Source organism: Halorarius halobius, assembly GCF_024298865.1.
GTDB classification, from domain to species: domain Archaea; phylum Halobacteriota; class Halobacteria; order Halobacteriales; family Haloarculaceae; genus Halorarius; species Halorarius halobius.
The window spans coordinates 17,395-42,019 of the sequence record NZ_CP101162.1 but is presented as its reverse complement, the minus strand read 5'-3'; the positions used below and the strand labels follow the sequence as shown (position 1 = coordinate 42,019).

Annotated in this window: 16 protein-coding genes and 1 pseudogene; 6 read left to right on the top strand and 11 right to left on the bottom strand. The window is 54.8% G+C overall.

What is annotated here, in order from left to right; genetic code table 11:
* Positions 1-441: 441 nt before the first annotated feature.
* The 4 genes from NL112_RS19885 to NL112_RS19870 all read right to left on the bottom strand — a co-directional run bounded on the left by NL112_RS19885 (position 442) and on the right by NL112_RS19870 (position 5,710).
* The gene (locus NL112_RS19885; RefSeq protein WP_434084208.1) at positions 442-1,905 is read right to left on the bottom strand and encodes an orc1/cdc6 family replication initiation protein; all 1,464 of its coding nucleotides are present in this window, start codon (positions 1,903-1,905) and stop codon (positions 442-444) included.
* 384 nt (positions 1,906-2,289) lie between these two features.
* Positions 2,290-4,455 (bottom strand): type B DNA-directed DNA polymerase, encoded by a 2,166-nt coding sequence (locus NL112_RS19880; protein ID WP_255152849.1) that lies wholly within the window; start codon positions 4,453-4,455, stop codon positions 2,290-2,292.
* Positions 4,456-4,457: 2 nt separating this feature from the next.
* Positions 4,458-4,763 carry a DUF8156 family protein gene (locus NL112_RS19875; RefSeq protein ID WP_255152848.1) on the bottom strand — a complete coding sequence of 102 codons (306 nt, stop codon included), beginning with the start codon at positions 4,761-4,763 and terminating at the stop codon, positions 4,458-4,460.
* 2 nt (positions 4,764-4,765) lie between these two features.
* Positions 4,766-5,710, bottom strand: coding sequence for a hypothetical protein (locus NL112_RS19870; protein WP_255152847.1), 945 nt, complete (start codon positions 5,708-5,710; stop codon positions 4,766-4,768).
* Between the two features lie 555 nt (positions 5,711-6,265).
* Between NL112_RS19870 and NL112_RS19865 the strand changes: the two genes are divergently transcribed.
* Together NL112_RS19865 and NL112_RS19860 are read left to right on the top strand one after the other, a co-directional pair.
* Complete coding sequence (locus NL112_RS19865) at positions 6,266-7,231, top strand: hypothetical protein (RefSeq protein ID WP_255152846.1); 966 nt, start codon at positions 6,266-6,268, stop codon at positions 7,229-7,231.
* A 6-nt stretch (positions 7,232-7,237) separates the two neighbouring features.
* A complete protein-coding gene (locus tag NL112_RS19860) occupies positions 7,238-9,037 on the top strand; it encodes a hypothetical protein (protein WP_255152845.1) in 1,800 nt (599 codons plus the stop codon).
* Positions 9,038-9,170: 133 nt separating this feature from the next.
* On the opposite strand, the gene NL112_RS19855 is transcribed toward NL112_RS19860, so the two are convergent.
* Positions 9,171-9,404: a nucleoside-diphosphate kinase gene (locus NL112_RS19855; protein WP_255152844.1), complete on the bottom strand. Its 234-nt coding sequence runs from the start codon at positions 9,402-9,404 to the stop codon at positions 9,171-9,173.
* A gap of 315 nt (positions 9,405-9,719) precedes the next feature.
* Between NL112_RS19855 and NL112_RS19850 the strand changes: the two genes are divergently transcribed.
* A complete protein-coding gene (locus NL112_RS19850; protein WP_255152843.1) occupies positions 9,720-10,160 on the top strand; it encodes a hypothetical protein in 441 nt (146 codons plus the stop codon).
* Between the two features lie 84 nt (positions 10,161-10,244).
* Positions 10,245-10,340 (top strand): annotated as a pseudogene (locus NL112_RS19845) (SOS response-associated peptidase); the annotation flags it as partial.
* Between the two features lie 15 nt (positions 10,341-10,355).
* On the opposite strand, the gene NL112_RS19840 reads toward NL112_RS19845, so the two are convergent.
* Together NL112_RS19840 and NL112_RS19835 are read right to left on the bottom strand one after the other, a co-directional pair.
* Entirely contained in the window at positions 10,356-11,384 is a 1,029-nt protein-coding gene (locus NL112_RS19840) for a Cdc6/Cdc18 family protein (RefSeq protein WP_255152842.1), read from the bottom strand.
* Positions 11,385-11,576: 192 nt separating this feature from the next.
* Positions 11,577-11,825 carry a DUF8139 family protein gene (locus NL112_RS19835; RefSeq protein WP_255152841.1) on the bottom strand — a complete coding sequence of 83 codons (249 nt, stop codon included), beginning with the start codon at positions 11,823-11,825 and terminating at the stop codon, positions 11,577-11,579.
* Positions 11,826-11,949: 124 nt separating this feature from the next.
* Between NL112_RS19835 and NL112_RS19830 the strand changes: the two genes are divergently transcribed.
* Positions 11,950-15,249: an AAA family ATPase gene (locus NL112_RS19830; protein ID WP_255152840.1), complete on the top strand. Its 3,300-nt coding sequence runs from the start codon at positions 11,950-11,952 to the stop codon at positions 15,247-15,249.
* The gene (locus NL112_RS19825) at positions 15,239-16,591 is read left to right on the top strand and encodes a hypothetical protein (RefSeq protein WP_255152839.1); all 1,353 of its coding nucleotides are present in this window, start codon (positions 15,239-15,241) and stop codon (positions 16,589-16,591) included. Before NL112_RS19830 ends, NL112_RS19825 begins: the two co-directional genes overlap by 11 nt.
* An 8-nt stretch (positions 16,592-16,599) precedes the next feature.
* Here NL112_RS19825 and NL112_RS19820 read toward each other — a convergent pair whose 3' ends face one another.
* The 4 genes from NL112_RS19820 to NL112_RS19805 all read right to left on the bottom strand — a co-directional run bounded on the left by NL112_RS19820 (position 16,600) and on the right by NL112_RS19805 (position 24,620).
* Positions 16,600-17,904, bottom strand: coding sequence for a metallophosphoesterase family protein (locus NL112_RS19820; RefSeq protein ID WP_255152838.1), 1,305 nt, complete (start codon positions 17,902-17,904; stop codon positions 16,600-16,602).
* Between the two features lie 109 nt (positions 17,905-18,013).
* The gene (locus NL112_RS19815) at positions 18,014-20,194 is read right to left on the bottom strand and encodes a PglZ domain-containing protein (RefSeq protein ID WP_255152837.1); all 2,181 of its coding nucleotides are present in this window, start codon (positions 20,192-20,194) and stop codon (positions 18,014-18,016) included.
* A 2-nt stretch (positions 20,195-20,196) separates the two neighbouring features.
* Positions 20,197-24,102: a DUF6079 family protein gene (locus tag NL112_RS19810; protein ID WP_255152836.1), complete on the bottom strand. Its 3,906-nt coding sequence runs from the start codon at positions 24,100-24,102 to the stop codon at positions 20,197-20,199.
* Positions 24,099-24,620, bottom strand: a complete 522-nt coding sequence (locus tag NL112_RS19805; protein ID WP_255152835.1) for a hypothetical protein — start codon at positions 24,618-24,620, stop codon at positions 24,099-24,101. The genes NL112_RS19810 and NL112_RS19805 overlap by 4 nt, the downstream gene beginning before the upstream one ends.
* Positions 24,621-24,625 lie beyond the last annotated feature (5 nt).

Below are 24,625 nucleotides of genomic sequence, written 5' to 3'. Positions count from 1 at the left end.
TGTCACTAGTCTGACGAAGTTTTATGTGCCACCCATCAGTACCGTAACCGCAATAGCGCTTACCGCGAAGGTTCGGAGGAGTGGAACTCCGACGTACCGAGCGGGGAACAGCTTCCTCGTCGTGTTTGTTCTAGTGCCTCTTTCCCGTGAGACCGCGGCTCTCGTGACTTCTCTGGCCGATTCGCGTTTTGCTCCTCGTCCTCTGTACCCTCCCTCTGGTGAGGATTTACACTTCGATGGCGGGGGGAGGGGGTTCACGTCCTACCCATGATCGAAGCTCGTCCGTGGATCAACCACTCGAGAACAATCTCGTCCAGTTTGATGGGCCCTGTCGTGATTCGAGCGCTATCGACGTGTAACCCCGGGAAAATAACCGATTACACATCGATGACGGGGAGTGTTGTATCCATAGAAACACCGTCACGACGTTGGAGATGGCTCTTACTTCTCGTGGAATTCGTTCAATTGAGCATTGACAACCGACTGAAGGAGTTCTTCCTGGTCACCGACCGTTTCCAGCCTTGTGTCCTCGACGATCCGATCCATAATCGCTGTTGGATCACCCGTGAACGTGAACTCCATGTACATCCCACCACCACGTCCTCGGCTCTTCCTCGACGTCGAGATCAATCCATACGTGGAGAGCTCTTTCACGTACTTGACGTAGGTTTCTCGAGTCATTTGATCGGCATCGAGTTCGTCCGTGACCCACTGATAGACTTTGAACCCGACTGGACTCGGAACTGAACTTCCCGACCGCCTGGAGTGCCGGGCGACCGCTGCTGTCGCATACAGGGATATCTTCTTCTGGGTCGTTAACCCCTCGACGAGTTTCAGTGATCGGTCCTTGTCGATCTCCTCCTGCGATTCACGGACGTGTTCCTCGCGAACTTCTTCATCCCCGCGTTCGTCAGCGAGATCACCAGCACCGCGGAACAGATCAATGGCCTTCCGAGCATCACCGTGGCTTTGCGCTGCGAATGCCGCCACCAGTGGAATCACGTCGTCTTCGAGTGCATCTGGCCGGAAGGCGTCTCGCCGATTTTTGAGGATCTGGCGCAACTGGTTGGCGTCGTAATCGGGGAAGTAGACGTCTCGAGGATTGAATGAACTCTCTGCACGCCCGTCGATGTTCTCCATGAACTTCGGATCGTTCGTCAACGCCGCAACTGAGACACGCCCCTCGATTTCGTTAGTATTGCTCGCACGGGAGAGCTGGTAGAGAAGTTTCGAGTAGGCCGGCTCGTCATTTGCGCGCCGTCCGACTAGGAGGTCGATCTCGTCGAGGATGAAAATGACCGAGTCATAATTCTCGTTGATGAGTTCGTACAGACGACGATACTTGCGTTTGGTCGACACTCCCGTCTCAGGAACGCCGACCTCTGCGCCCACGTTCTTCGCGACGGTTTGAACGAGTTCGTAGACCGCTTGGTCGAGCGTATTGATCGGTTGGCAATTGATCGAGACGACGCCGAAGCGCTCTCCCTTCGACTTACAGAGTTCGATGATTTGCTCCGTAACAGCTCCGACGATGAGTGATTTTCCCGTGCCTGCTGGACCATACAGCAACATGTTCGGCGGCCGATTCCCCTGCAGGGTGGGTTTTAGGAACGAGACAACGGACTCGAGCTGGTCATCGCGACCAACAATCCGTTCCTCGTCGATGATCGTATCCGGCTCGACGAGATCTCTGTTGTCGAAAACTGATGCACCACCCTCCTCATCGAGCATATCGCGGATAGAACGTTGCGCGTTCTCCGCTGAATCTACTTCATCGCGCGTTGAAGCGGAGTTAGCGGCGGCATCCGCTTCGGCGGCGTCGGTTTCAGTGTCTGCCGCCTGAGAACGTGCTTCTTCTTCTCTAAGGGTAGATTGATCCGTCCCACCCTGATCGCTACCGGCCATACGCTTGCTGCATTCTGAAGGCATAAAAAGATTCACCACCGTCGATGTCTATCCTGCCGATACGAAGAGTCTATTCCTCACATTCAACGTCTCCGGTCTTACCGTCTCTAAACCGACGACGAAGTACTATTCAGCCGCCTCGTCATCCGAGACCCCCCGTCGTCGATGTGTAACCCGTTTTCGCAACTCAGAGAACGAATCGTTTCGATTTGCTCTTGACTTTCACTAACCTGTCAGTACACCCCCCGTCATCGATGTGTAAGCCGTCCGTCTGACGCCCCGTCATCGAAGTGTAAACGGTGTTTGGCTACACCCCCCGTCATCGATGTGTAATACTGCCGTCTTGCCATTAGGTCTTACAATCAGGAGAAATTGAATGATTGGCTACTCTTGTTCGAGCGCTCTAAACATATCTAGGTCTACCTCTCTCGTCCCATCGAGTTTCCGTCTGATGTTTGTACGATTCCAGCCTAGGGGTGAGAGGATGCTCTCGATAGCCCGAACCAGTTGGGTCTCGTAATATGACTGATCGTACGCCTTGATGCTCTCGTGAGCGAGAGCGACACGGTCTCGCGAGGTTTTCTCGTCGTCAACGACCACGTACTCGATATCCTGGCCCGGATGGACTGCCAGATCCTGCTCGCGAGCCCGTTTCAGGGCCGCCACGTTCTGGGTATTCTGTGAGTAGCCTTCCAGTGGCTTGGAGACACGATTCCGCTCGACGAGCCGCTCCACTGCTACGTTGCCCGCTTGCAGTTCGTCGATTGCTCGTTCGAGACGTCCGAGCACCGCGTCCGGTGACTGCGTGGCATCGAGCCGGTCGAGACAGTCCCGCTGGACATCCTCGATGAACGGTGGGGTCGAACGCTGCCGGGCTTCGATCCCTCTGATCTTGAAGTCGTCGTCGCCGGCGACCTTCCCGAAGTACTTCGTCAACGCGCCGGCGTCGCTCTCGCGCTGCGGCACGAACGCCACCCAGTCGTAGTGGGATTCGTGTTCGAGCCGAATCTCGACGCGTTCCGTGATCTCCGTCGCGAGCGTCTTGAGGTCCTCGCGGGTATCGTCGTCGACGTCGGGGTCCGGGGTCACCCAGATGGAGTCGACGATGCCATGAACGACGCGCCAGCCGCCGGCTTCCAGCCGCTGTTTCGCCGTCAGCAGTATCTCGCGAGCGAACACGTTGATCGATTCGTGGCACTCGATTCTCCCATACTTGCTATTCGCAAAGCCCTGATAGCCGAAGCAGGCGACCAAGATCCACTTCAGCGCTCCCGACCGCCCCTCGAGTTCCGCGAGTCGGTCCTCGTCGGGATCGTCCCGCTGGTTCTCGCGACGGATGGCCGCCTTGATCTCGTCGCGAGCGTCGATGATCGGCTGTAGCACGTGGACGAGGTAGCCCCGCTCGTCGCAGATCGAGTATCCGAGCCCGGGGACGTCGTCGCGGTCGCTGTGGCAGTCACACCGGATGACGTCTGGCGAGACGTTCCGGGTACAGATGATGTTCGGATACAACGAGGAGAAGTCGAGTTCGTGGACGTTCTCGTGGAGGCCGATCTCGGGCGCGAAGATGAAGCCGCCGCGGTCGGCGTCGTGGAGCGTCCCCATCGGCTTGTAGAACTCGTGGCGCCAGGAGTTCCACGGGACGAGGACGCCGCGGTCGTGGGCCTCACAGATCTGGATCGCCGTGAGGACGTTCCCGATCGACGCCCACGCAAGCTCCTGGACGGGCTTTTTCGAGCGCGACACGAGGTCGAGGACGCCGTCAAGGTTCGTCTCCCCGTAGAAGAACGTGTTCGACTCGTCGATGATCGCCCGGCCGGGCGCGTTGTACCGCGCCGGGGAGTGACCGACGCGGCCGTAGCTTGAGTACGTCGACCGACTCGCGAGCTGCTGGTAGTCGACGTCCGGCCACCGACTCAGCGAGAAGTCGTCGACGCCGGCGTCCGTTGCCATCTCGTACAGGGTCGGGACGATCTCGCTCGTCGAGCAGACCAGGATATCCGGATCGTGTGCGTCGAGCGCTGCCTGCACGGCGGTCAGGAGATCCGTCGGCGAGCCAGTGACGGTGTCGTCGGCGACGGACAGTTCCCCATAGACGTCGTTGCTCGTTTCGGGCACCGGGACGCTGAGCCGGAGCGTCGACAGCTCGCTCGCCGGCGTCGGATCGACGCCGGTCTCCAGGCAGTACCGGAACTCCCGCGTGAAGTCCACGTTGAAACAGGCGAGATCACCAACCGGATAGTCCGACAGCTGGCGCGCCTGCCGGGCGAGTGGGGTTACCCTGTCGATGTGGGCGACGTCGACGGCGAGGACACCCTCCTCGTCCCGTCGAAAGCCGGGCCGTCGCGCAACCGTCTCGGTCGCGACGACATCCGGGTGCTGGTCGTACACCGACTGGAGCGTCGTGAGGTCGAGGTCGGACGCTGGGTCCCGAGGGGCGACGTAGAATCGCGGTGTGTAGTTATCCCGTTCTGTTGCGACGGCACCGTCGGCGGTTACCTCCCACTCCAGGACGCGGCCGTCGTCAAGGAAGTCGATACTGAACGGCATCGTCACGAGTCCGAGTCCGATGGAGCGGCCTCCTGGTCATCGCTTGTTGCGACCGCGGCTTCGAGCTCCTCGAGGCGTTCCTCGTGGTCGTCGAGTCGGGCCTCCTGTTCGAGATCGATGCTGAACAGCGCCGGCAGCAGCGGATTCTGGTGGTTCAACAGCCCGCTCGCGTCGGCGTGCTCGCGGGCGTACTCGACCAGCCGGTCGAACCGGGGCTGGTCGCGACGCCGCAGTGCTCGGCGGAACTCCGCCCAGCGTTCTTCGATGGCCCGCAGTGCATCACGGTAGGTTGGGTTCGTACGCCCCATCGCTATCGGCCTCCTGTCCCGGTAGCGGTCCACGCATCGAGCAGGGGATCCGCGGTGGCCGCCACCGTCTCACCGTCAGCTGTGACGCCCGTCCCGACGCCCTCCGGGGTCGGCGTCGACGGCGCCGGCGTCGTCGGCTCCACGCCGACCTGCGTGGCGCGTGCCGCGAGCAGCTGCCGCCAGTACGCGAACGTCGTCTGGTAGTACGCGCCGTCGTCGACGGGATAGACCAGCGTCTCGAAGTCCTCGCCGACGACCCGTGGCCCCATCCGGGTTTGCTCGCACTCGAGGTTGTGGTCGGCGACCGTCGCGACTGGCTCGGTGAACTCGTTTCGTTCGTTTCGCGTAACGAGCACCGGGATGTCGTATCCCTCGGCGTAGGTTGCTAACCGGGCAAGAGTGCGGGCCTGGAGGGTTTTCGCGTGGGTCTCGCCAAGGGTATCGTCGGCGCAGTACTGGGCGTCGACGGCCGGGGCGACGATGAGGGCGGGCGTGTGGGACGACGTGTCTTCGTCGGGACTTAGTGCTTGTCGGCCGGCCGCCCCGGCGTCGGCGGTGGACGTCTGGATTACCTTATTCACCGCTGACGGGAGATCACAGACGGCGCCGTAGTGCTGGTAAGCGGTAAATCCGCGTGCGACGTGGATTCGATCGAGTAACCGTTGACTGGGCGCAATCTGGGCGAGTGTCGTCGTCGTCGCGTGGCCGTTTGCGTCGACCCAGAAGGCGGGCCCGTCGTGTAGGAGGAGATGGTCGAGCACGAGCGACTGCAGGATCGGGACGCCGCGGCCTCTCTCGACGTCGAGCAGCGTGATGCCGTCGCCGAGTGACGGCAACAACATCTCGTCCGTAGCCGGATCGGCCTGGTCAGCAAGGGACCGATTGCGGTCAGCGCCCCGTGTCGGCTGGTCCACCGCCAATCGGTTCGACGTTGAGTGTTCTCCCATACTCGACTAATTGTCTACGTTCCCGATAAGCCGCGGCGTGTCGCTTCCGCGTTTCAGGAAACTCGACTTGGTCTCCTCCAATCCCGGTACAGTCCCGAGTAGTCCCTGTTTGTATCCCGTTTCCGAGAATAGTTCCTGAATCAAGCGTTCTCCGTGTTAACCAACTCCCGCCCGTATTGCTGGCGGTGTGTTGGTTAATACTTCACAGCTGAAGTTCATTCATATCCGGCCGGAAGGCCGGGCCGCCTAGTTGTCGGACCTCACCCGGTTGTAGCTCCCGTCGGGGCTGGACCCGCGACCTCGCCTACACTGACTCTGGCCGCCTCTAAGAGGCGTCAACCGTTCGACGGACTTGTCTTCATATCCCGCAGATGCGAGGGCGGTTGATGTAGACGGTCCATCGGCAGGGAGGGCCGCCATACTGGCCGCCAATCCGGAGTCAGGCAGGTTATAGGGGGTCAGAGGACCGGCCATCCTATCTCCCAACCCTAGTTTAAATACATAATCCTCCGGTCGTCGCACAAGCTATAAGACAAATTCCTGGGAAATTGCACTATGGTTGAGGTTACGGGGATCGGCGTTTATAGCTGCGTGAAAACGGAGGGCGACGATAGTCCTGATCCTTCAACTGTAGGCGTCCTCGACGATGAAGATCTCAACGCTGACGCCGGCGCCGAGGCCTCCCGTATCTGTGAAGAACTTATCGATACAGCACTTGACAAGAAATACGGGGATTCGAAGAGCGCCCGAAACCACCGATTCAGCGCCGAGGCCGAGGTGGAACGAACCGATGATGGCGAATCTGTTATCGAAGTGCTCGAGGAGGTCAGGAACGATGGGGATATCGAACGATACAGCGAGTACATCGCCGACTGGTACATCACCGAAATTCAATCTCGCTCCGACCTGATCATCGTCGCACCGTTTGAGGAACACGACCGCGATTTCGTGGCGGTGATCAAGACACCGTTCCTCCCCGATGCACACGAGATCGACACCGACGAAATGTTCGTCGAGCACGAGCGGATCATCCGGGAAGAAACAGACAAGAGCATCATCTACCCCTTCTATGACGAGTTCGAGAATGAACCGGACCCTGAGCAGGCGCACGTCTATCAACGGGACGGCAGCCAACACTACGCGAAATACTGGTGGCGGTTCCTCCGGCTCGAAGAAGAGAAGCACCCGGACGAGCTCGTCGAGGGTTCCATCAGCCAGCGGATGGATGGCGAAGATGGAGAGTTCGACTCGTTAGATGACTTCATCGACTTCGCGGCAGAGGAGTTCGACGACGAGGTCGGGCAGGAGGCGACAGTCTCTATCGAGATCGCGAACACGTCCTTCCAGATACCGCTGAGCGAATTCCAGCAGCAAGAAAACGTCAAACTGGCGAAAGAAGGTAATACGTACTACGTCGTTCTATCAGGGACACAGCCACAGATGACGGTCGGATCCGGTAGGAACAAGCGCAGCGTGTTCGACGAAATCGACGACCTGCCTCGCCCGAACGATCTCTTCTAACTGGGTATGCCTTCTGACGTTACTGAAGTACTGCAGCAGGTCCGGTCTCTCGAGTCCGAGGGCGAGGTAGAAACCACCCTGACCGACATCGGATTCACCGTAACAGCATCGGGTCTTGACAGAGACGAGCTCTTCGGTGTGATTGAGGCTGTCCACACTCACCCGGAGTGGTTTACTGATTTCGAGCTCCGATGCGATAGCCCGACGATTCGGCTCTTCGGAAAAAGTGGGACGGGCGTCGTGACGCACAGTGATGGATTTGAAGAGCTCGCCGAATTAGACCTATCTACCGACCACGACCGGGCCGAGCGAGGATTCAACAACTACAGTGATTCAGATATCGAGCGAGCAGCCGAGTTCGTTCAAACACTCGTCGACGGTCTCCACGCCGATGACGGTCACAGCGTCACGCTCACCGGGATTGTCGATAAATCGACTATTGAGGATGAGTTGATCTCGACGTTCCCGAGTGTCCTTCAGAGCGAGGTTGACGTGTTCCTCTGGCCCGATCTAGAAACACTCGGCCAGTGGGTGGAGAGCGAGTCGATAGCCGATGTAATTGATGCGTTCTTTGCGTTCGAGAAACTGCCTGTACTCGTCTTTGAAAGCCGTGTTACCTCTGTTATCGATGCTTCGGTTGTCACCACATTAGAGGATGTAGACGAGTTGGTGGGTGAGGAACTCGCTGATAGCCGTGACCAGTATCAGGAAGCCATGCAGCGTGCCCGGAAGAGCACCGTTTGGTATGACGACCTGTCCCCGGTTCCTCCTGCTGCTGTCATCCCGGTCCGAGACGTGATTCCTGGCTTCCGGCCCGTGCTGGTGTACAGTATTTACGGGGTGTTCTCATCGGCAGTCGAAGCAAAGAACGGGTCGATAGAGTTCACCATCACCTCGGAGCCGACGACCTTTGCAAAACAGGCGAACCCTCACGATGCGAGCCGCGACTACGATCCAGCTGAAATCGACGGACTCGTACGTGCATATGAGATCTATGCGGAACACGAAGACAAAGCCGCGTTCCGGGATTTTTGGCGACTCGCGATAGCCAACACCTGCGACGATCTGCTCGAGTTACCGGACCACGTTGAGGAGGTGCGGGAGTACTACGAGGATCTGCAGGTCGATGCTATTGAAGAGAACTTCGACGATCTGAGCGACGCAATCCAGCAGATTCACTCCTTCATGACCGGGCTGACGAGTCGTGTCTCCGATGCGGCCACACAGCTCTCCCGACAGATCCAGACGCTGTTGTTCACGCTCATCGGGACCATCGTGGCGAACCTCTTTCTCGTTCTCCGCTGGAACAACGTGACCTATGTACCACCGTTCAGCCTGTTCATCGTCGTTGTTCTGGTCGGGATCTATTTCCCGTTAATCCAGGACCGCATCGAAGACCTGACTGGACTTCGGGAAGAGGTTGAGAAGGACTACGAGATGTACGAGACCGAAATCCGCCGTTTTAGTGAGCAGATATTCGACTTCGAGGAGCTGGAGGGGCGGAAGGACGCCTATCTCTGTATGGCGAAGAAGAAAGAAAAGTGGGCGCAGGAACGACTGGACCTGATATTCCGGTTACTGATGGTTACGTGGGCTGGGCTAGCTATCTGGTCCTTCGTTGGTTACCCGGTTGCCAGTATGCAGACTGCCGTAGGCGCTGCATCCCTGATCGTCTTGATCGGTATCTGGCAGTACCACGGTGAAAAGGAGTATTTCGACTACCGGTACATGATTGGGTGTGTGGCGGCCGGATTCGGTGTGCTGGGGCTACGCCTTCTGGTTGAAGCGTTACTCTGGGCCTTCTAACGAGCTCCAGATAGATGGCGCTGTTGAGACTCGGCTAGTCGAGTTACACCTGTTCGGGGAATCAAAGCCGGAGTTCGTCTTCAGCGTTGTCCGGCTCCGATGCATGCACCAGGTTCTGCAACGCCCGGCCTTCCTAATCAGCGGCCTCATAGGAGTCGTCGCCGAAGTCGCCGCGGATCGTGTCCTCGTCGGCCGACACCGGCTCCGTATCCCCAGCGACGTCGCGCAGCTGTGATGCTGCATTCTCACCAGACACCACCGCCGCGTGTATCTTGCTCTCCGCGATGTAGTCGACCAGCGGCTCGAAGACGTCGCTCCCGCGGTGCTCGTCGTAGTGCTCCTCGACCAGTCCCCGGCTCGGCGTCACCGTCCGCAACTGCTCGACCGACAGCCCCGCTTCCTGACACGGCGGAACACCTCGCTGGTCAGGTCACGCTCCACGGCGTCCGGCTTCACCAGCAGCAGGGCCCATTCGGACATATCAACGGTACGGGCTCCAGAACGTAGAAATTTCCGCTTATCCGGTTGGACAGCACTTCAGAGAGGCAGTTGGACGGATTAGCATCATTCGTGAGGATCCTAGGAGAGGATGATCGGGCTAACCGTACTAGACGGAAGAAAACATCTGCCGCCGCGAGACGCGGCCTTACAACCCTTGACTATGTATCTCTGCGATAGACCGATGGGCCTGGAACAATTCGGAGGACCGGACCGACATAAGCAATTCGCCGACGCCGTCACGGAGCAGTCGGTCGATTACGACGATCTCCGCTCGCGTGCTAACACCTACGCAGTCGGTGACAGTTGCCGGGTGTGGTACCATCATGCCAGCGAAGGGTTCGGGGGTGTGTTGAAGGAGACGCGCTGGGATCTCGTGTCGGCAGACGATCGACGACTCGTGCATCTGTTCGTCCTTGAGACAAGGGACGCGTTCGAGGAGTTCGTCGCCGATCATGAAGACGAGCTGGCGGCGGCGGCCACCCGTATCGATTGGTTCGCGTTGCCGGACGACACTTTAGAACGGTACTCCACGGCCGGGTCGCCGAATAAATTCAACATCAACGCGGGCAACTTCGAGGAGATGGCGCCGTACCGGCACAACGCCCGCAACGTGCTCGGGTGAACAGCTCTCAGTCGGGAGCGCCGTGTCGACGCAGTTCAGTCTGCTGCGAGGAAGTCTGTGACCTGGGCGATGTCGACGAGATCGTCGACGCGGGTCAACAACCCCGACAACGACGATCCCCAGGTCATCGAGCCGCTGGACCACGAGCAATCGGGCCTCGGCGAGTTCAATTCGGGATAGCTGACGGCGTAACCGTCACTGCATCGGCGACGCCGCTGCCGAATCGACGAGCGAGTACTCTCGGTCCCGACTCGTCCCCTCCGCCTCGAGGAGGTTGTACTGCTCCATCTTCGAGAGGTACGTGCGGATTGTCCGCTTCGTCCGTGGGTCATCGACGTTCTCGGTATAGCGCTCGTGGATTTCGCTCGGCCCGACCGGGCCGTGCTCGCGAACGATGTCGTAGACGACGCGCTGGTGCGGTGTGAGCGAGTCGAGGCTCTTCTGCTTGATTTGGGCCCGAGCATCCTCGGCGGCGTCCAGAAGAATGTCGTCGGTGATGCGCTCGTGGTTCTCGCGATCTGCTTTGCCGGCGGCCGTTCGGAGGATGCCGATTGCGAGGCGGGCGTCGCCGGCGGCCGCATCGGCGATCCGGTAGAGCTGGTCGTCGGTGATGACGTCCTCGTCGAGCCCCCACTTTGCCCGAGCACTCAGGATGTCGTACAGCTGCTCGTCGTGGTACTTGTCCATCCGGACGTGTTCACTCGAACGGAGCCGACTCACAAGCCGGTCGTCGACGCGGCTGAACAGCTCCTCTTCCTTGTTCGCGATGCAGATGATCACGAACTGCGGGAGACTGTGAAGGTCGTAGATGACGCTGGGGTCTTCGAGCTGGTCGACCTCGTCGAGGATGACGACGGTTCGCGGGCCGTCATGCTGCTGGAGGCGGTCGACGAGTTCGTCGTGGGGCGTCGACTGCCGGTGGATGTCGATGGTCGCGCCGAGGTCGTCGAGAATTTGGTAGAGCGTGCGGAACCGGGTGTAGTTGCGCCAGCAGTTGACGTAGGTGGCCTCGACGTCGAGGACCTCTTCACGCAGTCGCTCCGTGACGAACTGCGAGATGCACGTCTTCCCAGTCCCGCTGGGTCCGGTGACGATAGCTGTGTCGGCGGGTTCCTCGTTCGTAATCGGTTCGAGGACGCTGGAGAGGTGGTTGACCTCGGCGTCGCGATGCTCAACTTCCCGAGGGACGAACCCGGCGCGGAGAACGCGAGCATCGCGAATCATCTATATCTGGTAGACTGGTTTTCAGGCTAGTAGTAAAAACGTGACCGGGTCGTTTCCGGAAAGCAGTTTCAATGGAGAGAGGACTGGATAGTCTACTCGCTGTATAGCGGTTTGTTTGTGGAAACATACCGTTTCCCGAATTCTCCGAGATACGGACGTCAATCTCGTTGCATAAGAACCTATGTCCGCTTATCAGGACGTAGAGTTGTCATCTTCGTCGATGGGGGGCCGGAGGTCGCGCCATCGAAAATCTGCGGTTTCTCCAGAGGAGAGAGAGACTCGATAGAGGTGGTCGTCCCGTTCATCACCAGTCACCGCTTCAGCATCGTCAGTCAGTACTGTAACAACGTGACCGTGTACTCCATGATACCGCTCGTGATCAGGATCTGTCTCGTCTGGAATATCAACCCGAACACGGTCCCCTTTCGAGAAGCGCTGCATTAAGATTCAGTACGGCATCGACCACAATTAGTCCATATGATTCAGCTCAGGGTCTATCGGGGAGCGGATTGGGCGCTCATCAGCGGCATACCTTTATGACCGTCGTGTGTTGGATTTCGATAATATGGTTGCTACTTCGTCTGAGGATATTGAAGACCTAATCGACCGATACCGTGACAAACACGACTGGGAGCGAGACAAAGCTCACGTTCAGAACTCTTCTAAGGTAATCCGTCAATTGGTACAGGCCATCGTCGAGACGGGATCTGTCGACGAATACGCCATGCGCACAGTGTACAACCTGTGCCAGAACGATGACGCTCTCCAACCAGAGAACAAGAAGGAACGAATTGACAATCTCGACATCGATTCCACCGCGAAGTCCGAGATTAAGGAGCGGATTGATGAAGGGACAGGTATCGTTGGGAAAGGAACATACTCGGTGCCAATTGAAGGCCATGAGGAAGAGGCATTTAACCTCCTTTCAACCGCGATCAGGTCCGATAATCGTGATGAGATTGACCCCGCGATAGAAGAATTCGCCAACCTCGAAATTGAAGGGATACAAAACGGAATTATCTCCCCGATCCTCTACTTCCTCCATCCAACAAAATACCCGATCAGTAACCACCGCTCACGAACGGGTATGCAGAAGTTCTTTGGCTATGAGATGTCCGGCCGACTCACTTCCTATCTAACTGAGGTCGAGAAATTTCACGAAGTTCGTACCGACTATCCGTTCAAAAACGACTTTCGACATCTGGATAGCTTCTTCAATTGGGTTGAGGAACAGGGATCGGTCGTAGGTGAGCAATCTACGAAGCCAGTCGCAGAGATATCTGATGATGCCGATCTCTATTGGGTGAATCAACATAACCAACCAGAAATCGAGGAAGAGTATCTCAGAGCCAAGACTGACGGACTTTGGCATCACAATTTAGATAAGTTATCCATCGGTGACGTGGTCTTCCATAACTTCGATAACGAGCTGATAGGCATTTCGACCGTTATCGAGAATGCCGAGACGTACACATCCCGAGATGAAGAATACTATCGGGTTGAGGTTGATCTACGCTCGTTTGGAGAACCAGTACCTGTTGACGACGACTTGAAAAAGAGGCTCGGACAGGATCAATATCGGACTGAAAAGTACTACCCCATCGATAAGAACGGTAACCTCAATGAAGCCTATCTGGCGAACCTATCCCGATCTGCAGCGGAGTTTCTTCTTAGTCAGGTAGACTCAATTGAGGAGCCCGAAACCCCTGAGGAACCTTCAGCAACTCCAAGAAGAATCTGGCAAATCACCCCTGAGAGGGGCGGCGAATACTGGGATGCGTGGATGCAACATGGAATCGCGTCCATCGGATACGGACTCGATCATAAGGTGACGAACGATGTAGCGGACATCGACGATGTCGATGAGCTGTCTGATGGAGAACTCGTCGAAATCGCCGCGGAGGCCGGCGACAACCATGGTCGTGGTATGGCATACCGCTTCCAGTACGAAATCGACGAGGGCGATGTGATAATCGCCAAACAGGGGCGTACCTCAGAGTCCGATATCATCTATGGGATCGGTATCGTTACGGCTGCCCACCGTGAGAAGAGCTATCCTGAAATCAATCATTCAGACGTCGTCAGCGTTGACTGGAAGGTGACTTTTGGGGAAGGTGGGGTGGACATTGATGTTGGTAGTGATTCCGATTCGATCAAGACGTACACACTAGATACTCTTGATTCAGAGTATTATCGCGACCTCACGTCAGAACTCGCCGACAAAGGAGATATAGATCGCGACGAACTCCTTGCCCTCGTCTTTGAAGAGTCATCTCGGGACGATGATGAGGGTGAAACGACGGACAAAGGCACGAACCATTACTGGATTTCGGCAAATCCTTCGATTTGGAAAGTCGAAAGCATCGAAGACGGTGGAGAGGTTTTCTATACGGCGTATAATCGAAAGGGGAACAAACGTCGAATCTTTGGAGCGTTCGAGGAGGCGTCTCCTGGTGACAAGGTACTGTTCTATGAGTCCCAGCCCGTCCAGGCTATCGTGGCAGAAGGAACAATCCGGGAAGGGCTCCACGAAGATGAACACGAAGAGTACGATGAACCGGTCGACGGAATCACTATTGAGTACAGCCGGGCTATGGAAACAATTTCGTGGGATCAGCTTACCGCGGTCCCGGATCTGGAAGACGCCTCTCCAATCAGAAATCGCGCACAAGGAAGCCTCTTCCCCCTTAGCGAAGACGAGTTCGAAACCATCCTCGCACTAGAGGATCCGATTGAAGACGGTGTCTCACAGGACGCTATTAATCAACTCAAAACAAAACTCACCTCTCCGGAGGTCGACGTCTCGATTCCCAACAGTCTCTACTTCGATGATGCTGACCGACTTCGACGCGAGATCGAAGCCTCACTCCGATCTGGAAAGCACCTCATCTTTACCGGACCACCGGGCACCGGGAAGACAAAACTAGCTAAGGCAATCTGTGAATCCGCGACGACCCACGAGCAAGTCGACGATTACAGGTTCACGACTGCGACCTCTGAGTGGACTGCGTTTGATACGATTGGTGGATATGTTCCTTCTACGGGCGACGGTGGACAGGAACTACTGTTCGAACCCCGGCTTTTCCTCAAGTGCTTCCGGCAAGACCGTGTCGTCAACGAGTGGCTCATCATCGACGAAATCAATCGGTCAGACATCGACAAAGCCTTCGGACAGCTCTTTTCCGTTCTGTCTGGCGATTCAACCGAACTCCCATACGAACGCGACCGAACCGTCGAACTTCGATCACTTTCCAATTCAACAACTGACGAAGAGCTCGCCGACATTATTGGGAACCCAGACGCCTTCCCGGTCACCCCTTCGTGGCGGCTAATTGCTACAATGAACACGTACGACAAAACCTCGCTGTACGAAATGTCGTACGCATTTATGCGCCGTTTCAACTTCGTCCACGTCGGCGTTCCGTCACTCACCACCGATGACGAGGTCCGGACGTCGCTCCTCGACCCAGACGGGACTGACAATTACGCGACTGCGTGGCTCGCCGACGATGAGTCCCTCCGATCAGTTCTCGAAGACGTGTACCCTGTCGTAGCAGTTCTGTGGCAACGGATCAATGAACATCGCGTCATCGGTCCCTCTATCGTGTACGATATCATCCGGTATCTCGGCTCATACGATGACGCCGGCGGATCACGGAAAGATGCGCTCACGTCTGCTGTCGTTTCCCTCGTCTACCCGCAATTGGAGGGTATGAGACCAGAACAGCAGAAACAATTGATTCGGTCACTCACCGATCAGAACGTCGCTACCGAAAACGGACCTGTAACACTTGATCTTGACAAGTCGATACTCCAGCAAAAAGCGGCTGACTTCTTCGGTATCACGTTCGACGATGACGCGTAGTCTCACCGTAGAGGAACTCGTTAACGCCACCAGCGAAGAGCTGGGTACGTACTTGAGAAGCGGCGCGCTGAACACGAACGCACTCCCGCGCTCACTCGATTACGAAGGCCTCAATATTGAGGACTGGGAGCGTATCAAACGCATCCATTTCTGTCTCGCTGACGACGTCCACGACTTCATCAGCGCCCTTCCTGACCGCGTTCGACGCATTAAGACCGAACATCAACGTGAAAATATCCATACGCAAGGGGAAGTCCGTGGGTCGATCAACTGGAGCGCTACACTCCGGACCCGTTCCGAATCCGGCTACGCAGACCGTAGCCGCTTCGTCTGCAACACCCCCTATACAGAATACGATATTGCAGAAAACCGCGTCTTGAAACGTCTCCTGTGGCAAATCCACCGCACAGTTGCAGACGAACTCCAGAGTGTCGAGTACGATTGGCGGCAGGAATTCTGGACCGATGACCAGCTCGCCAGCTTCGACCGGCTGTACAAACAGAACGTCCACCTGAACCGCATCAAAGACGGGCCGGCAATCTCCGTCTCCGGACAGGACATGACCACGGCTCGCCAGTCACGCCTCCCGCTCTACACCGAAGCCTACGACCTCTACGATATGTTCCAACGTCTTCAAGCCGACACGCTCGACGCAGATATCACGGAACTCCTGGCAGACACACTCGTCGTCCCGACAGACACACCGACTCTCTTCGAACTCTTCTGCTGCTTCCGCCTTATACGAACACTCACACGGTTTACTCCCGGATTCGTCCTCAAACCAATCGACGGAGAAAGCGACGCACTCGCGCACCTCGAATCAGACGACACCCGCATCGAAATCCACCACGACAGTACCGGTAGCCTCAGTTTCCACGAACCACTCGATACAACACACCGTCCGGCACACGCACAGTACGCACGATATCACGACGCCCTCATCGACTATAGTGACACTCTCGAATCGCTCACAGGCGACTCACACGACCCAGTTCTATACAGTGGCCGTCCCGACTTCATCATCGAGATCTACGATATCTCATCCGACGAAAGACTCGACTCCGTGGTCCTCGGTGAAATCAAATACTCCGACGCGACTCAGACCTTCAAACAAGGTCTCGAGGAGCTCCTCACCTACCGGCGATTCGCCAACAACAACGGGTACCTCATCGACAATCCAGACATCACCCTCACTAGCCTTCTCATCACCAATGGAGTAACTACACCAGGCACGAGCGACGAAGTCACCCACCTTAACGGAACAAATCTATTCGACACCGGAATACAGCACCACCCTGATTGGATTCCTTCCTCCCTTAGAGGTCCCATCGTTCCAACATGAGTATACGATCACAGCTTGTGCCGCCTGGTATCGATAGAGTCTGCGGATACTGTTAGTTCTGTCACGAACGCGTCGTGGTCCCGGTACGGTTCGCTAATCCGCATCGCTGGCCCCGTATAGAACACCGGCGTCCCATCATTCGCCTCGAACGTATACCCATTCTTGAAATCCCGCTTCTTTGGACGGTGCTCATCCCCGATTAGCACGCAGTCAAACGAGACGCGTGACTGTGCGAGTAACCGATCCAAATCAACATCCGCGTCGTACCGTCGGTACGGCGTCAACCCATCGTGCAGACACAGCACGTTTGGCCCGGCCGATGCTATCCTGAACGCGATATCGGACGGTGTCCACTCCCGCGAGTAGAACTTCCCGACATCGTCGATCCCCACATTCCCCGCGGGAATTCCGTACGCATCAACCGGACCGCCAGCAACCGCTGTCGGGCTAGTCGATAATTCCGTAAGGTGGCCTTCCCTCTCTTGGGATTTGAGCCACGCAATCCCGTCAACAGAATCAGGATGCTGAGGATTCGCCGAATCATGGTCATGCGATCCGATAATGCAGTGCACCGGGATCCCCAAGCCAGACAACGCCGCCAGGAACGTCTCTGTTGTATCAAGCGTCGTTTGGTTCACTTCATGATCGAGAATATCGCCGGTGTGAACGATTGCGTCCACACCACGTTCCATCGCAATCTGCGTAATTCGCTTGAACGTCTCCTCACTGGAGATTTCTCCGACCCAGGACACTGTATTTCCACGTCCAGTTTTCTCACGATTTTCGTATCCAAGATGCGTGTCGCTCACAAACAGGACGGTCGTCTCAGCGTCAATCCCTCCTCGTCCCGTGTTCATTCTTGCCTGGCGAACCCGCTCGGGGTCGAGCAGTACCTCCATACCATCATCGGGCCGATCAGCGGCCGGTTCAGCTGGAAACTCCGCCAGCAGCGAGATCGCCCAATCAACCTCCTCTGACGAAACTTGTACTGGAAGTACTTCTCCCGACTCGGGCGCAACAGGCAACCTCGCACCCGCGGGTACATATCGGCGATCATCCTCTCGCGGCTCTGCCACCGTGATCGCCGAAAACTCTGTAACCCGAACCCCATTCCCATGTCGCCGTGCGTAGTCTTTCCGTTTCCCACGATTCCGCTCATTCTGTTGCTTCCCATAACACGACGCCTCTTCAGCCAACAATTCACCACCGTACAATACTGATTTCAAGGCTAACTTCCACTCAGAGTCCGTTCCAGAAGGGAGTGAACCATAGAGTACAGAGAGACTGTCATAGAGTTCGATAAGCTCAGTCATGGGGTGATATTTTGATTATTGGTATTTTTTAGGACTGCTCCATATTGTTGTTTTGTAAAGAGACTGAAATCTACTTGACAAGTTATGATAGGATGGTCGCGTCCTGAACTCACCAAGTCAATAACGCTACAGGAGGCAACATTTCATGAAGACTAATTCCACCATGGACATACCGGTCATCGTCATCGCTATTTGTTAGAATAGTCCGATGTTTAGCAAAAATGAAATCTTCTTCAGGGAGTCGATATTCTTCGCTTGCGCTATCCATCGCTAAGTGACATCCCTTCGGTTTCTCCCATGGGCCACCACGCGCGTATCTCGTACCCGATTTATATGCGTCGTAGTTGCTTACCCGGCGTTCATCATCTGCTCTAGTCGCTCCGTGATCGCTTATGAGGATGATGGCACCTTGGTCAGATGGGTCTACATTCGGGATTTGCGTAATTTGGTGAGCAATGTTGTCTTTGAAGAACTGGATTGGAATCTGTCGGAAAGATCGGTCCCCCTGAAGCTGCGAGGTTATACTTGACTGGCCGCCAAAGTTGTGAGTCAGCTTATCTGAGAAGTGATAGATGAGCGATTTGAGCCGTGCCTCCGACTTCATGATCCTTTCTGCTTTCCGCCTTTTGCTGGATACGCCAGCCGGGTTCTGATATTTTAGATCGTCTCCGTGTAGGCCGGTCGAATCACGGAACCAGTCCTCCTCATCCGCATTCCCTACATTGTACAGGTATTTCCCGTACTCCTGCTCAAGCTCCCTGGGAGACTTGCCAGTCAATAGAGTGTTGCGGGCGTACGGTGTTGCAGTCGGAAGTATCGAGACGTAGGGATGATCTTCAACTATCGAGAAGGTGTCGTTGAGGGTTTCTCTAATACCTAGCCAATGGTCAAACCGTAGACCGTCAAAGACAATTACATAGACTGTGGGGTATTCTTCAACTGCCTCTAAGATGTATTCGTCCAAGATATCCCAGCTTAGAATGACATTTGAATCGTTGATCCACGAGAGATAGTGGTCATCGACTGCATCACAGAAGCTCTGGTCGGCTCTTTGCCACAGGTCTTCGAACTTCCAAACCAGTTCTTGGCGGTCGATCTCGTCGACGATGTGACCTAGTTCGGAGAGGTCTTGGAAAATGTCCAACCAGCGGTTGGCATCGGAGATCTCACCGTCTATCTCTTCGTTGATGCTGGCGAAGCGGTTGGTGAAGTCGATTGCCTTGGACAGCTTATCGACATCGTGATTTGCTGACTGGAGTTCTTTAAGGACCGTCTCGTGGCTAGTTTCCACTTCCAGTGCTTCTACTATAGAGTCAACAGTTTGAGAGCAAATTGATGAAGCCGCAGTAGACAGAAGAAATCCGGTCACTGCTTCTGAGGTTGTGGAGTTTTCTGCACGTGTCCGAAGGGCTTCTCTATCGATGTCCCTGTCTGCCTGATCGATTTGATCTTGGAAACGGTCTGGGTCCAGTTCTAAGGCAAGGTCGAGGATTTCACTATAGTCTTCATCAGGTGGCGACTCAAGTAGTGCATCGACCCAATCAAGGTCCTGTCCGAGCGAGTCCAAGCACCGGACAGTCCAGACGGCATTAGCAAATTGTCTACGCTCCTCATCAGTCGATAGAACTGGAGCAAATTCCGCTACCTTCGGCAAACGAGATTTTGCTTCAGTCTCAAGAACGTCCTGAACCGGGATTTTAAGGCCTGTATCGTCGAAATCAGATGTTTCAAAGATTCCTTTCTCTGTAGCCAGCTTATATTGATTATTGATGTCAACTGGGTTCCGGAAATCCACCTCTGAGGCGTAGTATAACAGCAGTTCGATGGTCTCTTCTCTATCAAACCGTCCAGTAATCCCGTTCCATTTGCAAAACGAAATAAAGTCCTCTATCTGTTCCGAGAGATAGTTATTAGCAACTGCGTCAAGGATCAGCGGAAACTCTCCTTCACGCAAAAGATCTGTCGGAGTAAGTTCGACAGGTGCAGAGATACCCTGTTCATCAAGGATATCTCCCAGCTCTGCTGTGAGCTGTTCGCTGTCCCATGTGGAGAGAGCGATGACTACTGGTTGCCCCGTTTCCCGTGAGGATTCATATTCCTCTCGAAAATCTAGGTAGCGGTAGCGGTCGTATGTGATTATCCCGTACTCATAGTGCTCAGTTTCAATCTCCTTATGGTCAAGCTCATCCAGCAGACCATACTGATCATCGATGAGGACAACAGGAGAGGCCCTATCAGAGAGAAACCCCGTAACTAACTCCTGAAATGTATCTGTCTTAGCTGAAGCCATGTTCACTGATTCACTTCCTGCTTCACGACCTGTTTCTCAGAATCCTCCCCCTCCAAATGGACTCGTGCAATGATGTTCTCAGCCGACACCGACTGCTTCTTCTTGTCGATCTCCCGTTGGATAGCCTCTTGCAGTTGCTCGATCTTTCCGTCAAGCTCGTCTGGAGCAACTGGCTCATCGAACATCTCTATAGACACGTGGATGTCGATGACCGCGGTATTGAGCTCTTCAATAACCTCGTCAATTTGGCCGACTAGCTCTGACCGATCATGAGAAGACATACTAGCGACCTCTGAGGCATCTGTAGATAGGAAGTCTTCTAGCCACTCTGCCTCGATACTGGGGTCCTCTTCCGCTTCTTCCAACACGTCCTGTAAACTCGACAACGCCCTTTCAAGGTAGCTATCAGGCTCTAAGCTGCTGATATCCGGCTTTTCGAAGGTATCTCCCAGTTCAAATCCGCAGCTACAGGTCAGATTCACGCCCTGGAGCTGCGAACTAACTTCCTTGTTACAGGGCTTTCCTACATCTAACTCTTCTAACTGCTGGCGTAGAGTGGACGCAAGTTCGTTATCCGCAAAGTTGTAGTCGGCTTTGTTCAGGTCTTGTAACGCCTTGAACGAGCCCGAGGATAGCCGGGCTTCAATCTCCGTATTAACCTCTTCTACCTTGTCGTAGAAGTTATGATGGGCTTGGCGGTACCGCTTTGTATACTGATCCTCGAACTCCTCGACAGCAGATTGAAGATTCCCGGCTGCAACCTCATTTCTGATGACATTGGGGAAGTCAAGGTTATCACGAACCTTCTGAACATACGAGTCCAAAGAGTCATCAGGCCAGTCTTGGAGAGCCTGGCTAGCTCGGGTGACAATGGTTTCATAGTCACTGAGGAAGACGGACAGAGAGTCGAAGGTATCTACAGCATCTTCGAAGTCATCGATACTTCCGCATGTATCGATAACCGTGTCGTACACCTTCTCCAAGTTACCGCCAGCACTGGTTGCATTATAGTCGGCGGTGATGACGGTCTTGAGGTCTTCAAGATCGGACGTGAGCGTGGGATCTTCCTCAACTTCCGACATCAGGCGTTCATACCGGTCAATTCGGTCATCGATGTCGTCGGTTAGATCCTCGAAACGGTCTTGGAGAGAGGTCCAAACAGCATTGTAGTTCTCCTGTTTGCGTTCTCGGCTGACATCCTCAAATAGAACGATATCTGCTATATTTACGATATTAGTCCAGTTATCAGGAGCAGTCGGTGTCCTGATAGTCTCTATCTGTTTCCCAAGATCGTTATTCGTGAACTGGGCATCCTCGATATTGGTGCTGGAGACGACACCACCCTCAATGATATTGCCAGTCACGGTTGCTTCTAACTTACTCTCCTTCACCAGTGAGAGGACGTAGATCGCGATGATTCGGGAGCTTAGGCCGATTGGCTGTGTCCGCAGCTTATTGTGGATTCGCTGGATAGGAAGACTGTCATCGTCATCTTCCGTCTCCTCCTTCAGAAGCTCAATGATCTTGTCCGTGTACGGATTGTCTGAGAGATCGAGTTCCTGTGGATTCCTCTGGGTGGTAATCTTGAGGCCCTGGGCAAAGTTGTTCGCTGCGCTCTCATACCGGGAATCCATAGAGGTCGTTATCTTCCCGTATTTGACGATGCCCTCCAAGATTTTGTTCGTCTGCTTGTCTTCCCAGACGTTGTTCGAGGGGAAGGTCAGCTCATTTTCTTTGTAAGTCCGGTTTAGAGGCTCTTGGACGATTTCTTGAACGTTGTTCTCAAGGCTTTGCTGGAAGGTGAAGTCGATGTCCGATAGTTCTGCAGAGAAGGCGTTTCCTTGGCGGAAGCAGTCCTTGATTATGCTTGGAAGCTCTGTCTCAACACCTTCCAGTTGGCTTGCCGCCATCTCGCGTTTTTCGCTGGCATGGGGAGCATCGCTTCGCTCGTAGTCAGTAACTAGCTCGGTTAGTGCTTCGTATTCTTGGAGTTTGTTCACCTGGCGGTCGGTCAGATCACGGGGGAGCCATGCGACGACACGTTCATCGTCGGCGGTGTTGAGGAGATCTTCGACATCGTCTCTAGCATCAGGGTTCGGGCGTTCCTGGACGTAGAGCCAGAACCGTTGGTCCTCGAAGTCATCAGGTGTATTGACGCTTTTCCACCCGCTCAGATCTGCGATTGTAAGCTCCCCATCGACCTTGATATTCGTTTTCGTCCACGTGACGCTGAGGCTCTTGTCTTGGTCGACGTCTTTGAAGAGACCGTACTCATCTAGTACATCTGCGAAAATGTCCCTGGCGTCGCCTTTGTCCTTCTCTCCGATTTTCTGGTTCTTGTCTTCCTGAATTGTGATTTCTTCTTCGACTTGGAACTCGTACGTACCGTTGTTACTGACGATGTACGGGACCTGGGTAAGATCCTCAAGAACCTCTTCGTAGTAGATAACATTTCCTTCAGGATCTTCCACTACTTCTCTCATCAGCGAGTTTGCCACACCATGAGGCGTAATGCCTCGCTTGGAGATCGCATTAAGGAAGAGGACTTTGATTACGGTGTGGGCGAACTCTTGGTCCTCTATGGAGGGCAGATAATCTTCGACAGTTCGCTGGTAGTTCGAGTAGAGCTGAGGATGGTGGGTTTTTAGGGAGTTAGTGGTTGTGTCGCCGTATTCAGCGCCGAACTCATCGAAGAGGTAGTCGGGCGTGATGAGAGTTTGCTCCTTGGCATGATGCTGAACAGCACTGTGAAGTGCTTTGATTCCTGTTCTGTTGGTATTATCGAAGGAGCTTGCTCTGTTGGCCAGTTCAAGGGTTTGCGGTGTGAACGGGAAGATCTCCTTGAAGTCCCCTATCCGGGTATCATCTACCCAGTCAAACCGGTCCGCGAAGTAAGAGTAGTACTCCTCGACGTATCGCTCGTTCTTACACTCTTTTATGACACGGTTGACAGCGATCTCTTGGAACTCACGTTTCGTCCGGGTGAGAGTGAGATTGTGTAGCCGGTCCTCGGCAATCAGCTTCCCACGTTGACTGGTAACCCTCTCATTCTGCTCTAATGACTGCTGGGCAGCCATCACCATGGTAAATGGGTACTCGTCTTTGAGATCAGCTAGCGAGAAGAGAACGTCTTCGTCGTTCTTTGCTTCATCACCCCGTCGATTGAGGAACTCAGATATCTCGTCAACGATATAGAAGATGTGATCGAACTCCTCAAGGATCTCATCTAAGGCCAGTTCGAATGAAGTTCTAAAGTCCTCGTCTATTTCGAGAGATATGCTTTCCTCTCGAAGCCAGGTGCGAATAGCACCCACGAACATCTCCTTATCCGTGTTCTCCCAAGCCTCTTCGTCCCATGAACCGCCAGATTTCTCCTCCAGGTAGTCGAAGAACGCTCGCTTATCCAGAGAAGCATCTTCGAAAGCTTCGATGAGCCGGTCATCTCGGCTTACAGGGAGTTCGTTGCTAGTGGCCTCCAGATATGCATCCTTCGTCTGCTCAATGATGTTTCTGTGCAGGCTTTCTTGTACGTCTCCTCCTCCAGCTAAACTGAACGGGATGACGAGGACATCTTTCTCCGAAATCGGCTTTCCGAGGCTGACAAGCGAGTCCCGTTCAAGATATTCGTAGGCATCTGGGGTGTGTAGCCGGAAGAGACTGTAGAGGCTGGCGAGGACGTGGCTTTTACCGCTTCCGAACTCTCCCTGAAGCCAGAATGTCCCGCCTTGATCGTCGGGAATTCCAGAGAGTATTTTGACGAGATGTTTTTCGAGCTCGTCTGTGACGATGAAGTTTTCCAGAATATCATCTGGGTCTTCTTCGGCGTGTTGAAGGTCGATTGCTCCACGAATCTCGTCGGGGAACGTGATTACCTCGTCAAGTGGTTTAAGTTGTTTTCTGGATGTCATTTTTTAACCTGGATAACGGTTGTGAATGGCGTAGTCTCTAATTCTGCACCATTTACATATATGTGCTGTCCTTCAACCGTGGCGTCGGCCAGCACAACTGCCTTTTTCTCGTTTTGCGCGATTCTCTGAACTGCAGGTATCAAATCGAAGTCGTATCGAAGCGCGACTTCAAACCGTTCTAACATAACGAGAGTGGCAGATTCAAATTGTTCTTGGAGAATAGACTCAGTGGCGTCAGAAATCCTTTGACGGATATGCTTTGGTTCGCCGGTGGTTCGTTCTGCCATCACCAACTGCTCGTAGTCTTCCTGCTCCGTCACCTGCTCACTGACGGACTTATTCAAATTAACGACCGGGAACCCGTGTGCGTCTGCTATCTGCCCTTTGATTGCTTTGTCTAGAAGGTCCCGCTCTCCAACAATCAACCAGACTTCCTTTCCACCGTCGCCTTCAGCGTGGCTCTCCAGAGCATCAGCAAGTTCCGGTAACCGCATCTCGTAATTTGAGAGCTCTGTCATGGTCT

What these genes read in the sequence shown, in the direction of transcription:
- NL112_RS19835 (WP_255152841.1), bottom strand. Translation starts at nt 11,825, where the DNA reads ATGCAGCGCTTCTCGAAAGGGGACCGTGTTCGGGTTGATATTCCAGAC.
- NL112_RS19825 (WP_255152839.1), top strand. Translation starts at nt 15,239, where the DNA reads ATGACGCGTAGTCTCACCGTAGAGGAACTCGTTAACGCCACCAGCGAA.
- NL112_RS19885 (WP_434084208.1), bottom strand. Translation starts at nt 1,905, where the DNA reads ATGGCCGGTAGCGATCAGGGTGGGACGGATCAATCTACCCTTAGAGAA.
- NL112_RS19840 (WP_255152842.1), bottom strand. Translation starts at nt 11,384, where the DNA reads ATGATTCGCGATGCTCGCGTTCTCCGCGCCGGGTTCGTCCCTCGGGAA.
- NL112_RS19810 (WP_255152836.1), bottom strand. Translation starts at nt 24,102, where the DNA reads ATGACATCCAGAAAACAACTTAAACCACTTGACGAGGTAATCACGTTC.
- NL112_RS19830 (WP_255152840.1), top strand. Translation starts at nt 11,950, where the DNA reads ATGGTTGCTACTTCGTCTGAGGATATTGAAGACCTAATCGACCGATAC.
- NL112_RS19815 (WP_255152837.1), bottom strand. Translation starts at nt 20,194, where the DNA reads ATGGCTTCAGCTAAGACAGATACATTTCAGGAGTTAGTTACGGGGTTT.
- NL112_RS19870 (WP_255152847.1), bottom strand. Translation starts at nt 5,710, where the DNA reads ATGGGAGAACACTCAACGTCGAACCGATTGGCGGTGGACCAGCCGACA.
- NL112_RS19875 (WP_255152848.1), bottom strand. Translation starts at nt 4,763, where the DNA reads ATGGGGCGTACGAACCCAACCTACCGTGATGCACTGCGGGCCATCGAA.
- NL112_RS19805 (WP_255152835.1), bottom strand. Translation starts at nt 24,620, where the DNA reads ATGACAGAGCTCTCAAATTACGAGATGCGGTTACCGGAACTTGCTGAT.
- NL112_RS19850 (WP_255152843.1), top strand. Translation starts at nt 9,720, where the DNA reads ATGGGCCTGGAACAATTCGGAGGACCGGACCGACATAAGCAATTCGCC.
- NL112_RS19820 (WP_255152838.1), bottom strand. Translation starts at nt 17,904, where the DNA reads ATGACTGAGCTTATCGAACTCTATGACAGTCTCTCTGTACTCTATGGT.
- NL112_RS19860 (WP_255152845.1), top strand. Translation starts at nt 7,238, where the DNA reads ATGCCTTCTGACGTTACTGAAGTACTGCAGCAGGTCCGGTCTCTCGAG.
- NL112_RS19865 (WP_255152846.1), top strand. Translation starts at nt 6,266, where the DNA reads ATGGTTGAGGTTACGGGGATCGGCGTTTATAGCTGCGTGAAAACGGAG.
- NL112_RS19880 (WP_255152849.1), bottom strand. Translation starts at nt 4,455, where the DNA reads ATGCCGTTCAGTATCGACTTCCTTGACGACGGCCGCGTCCTGGAGTGG.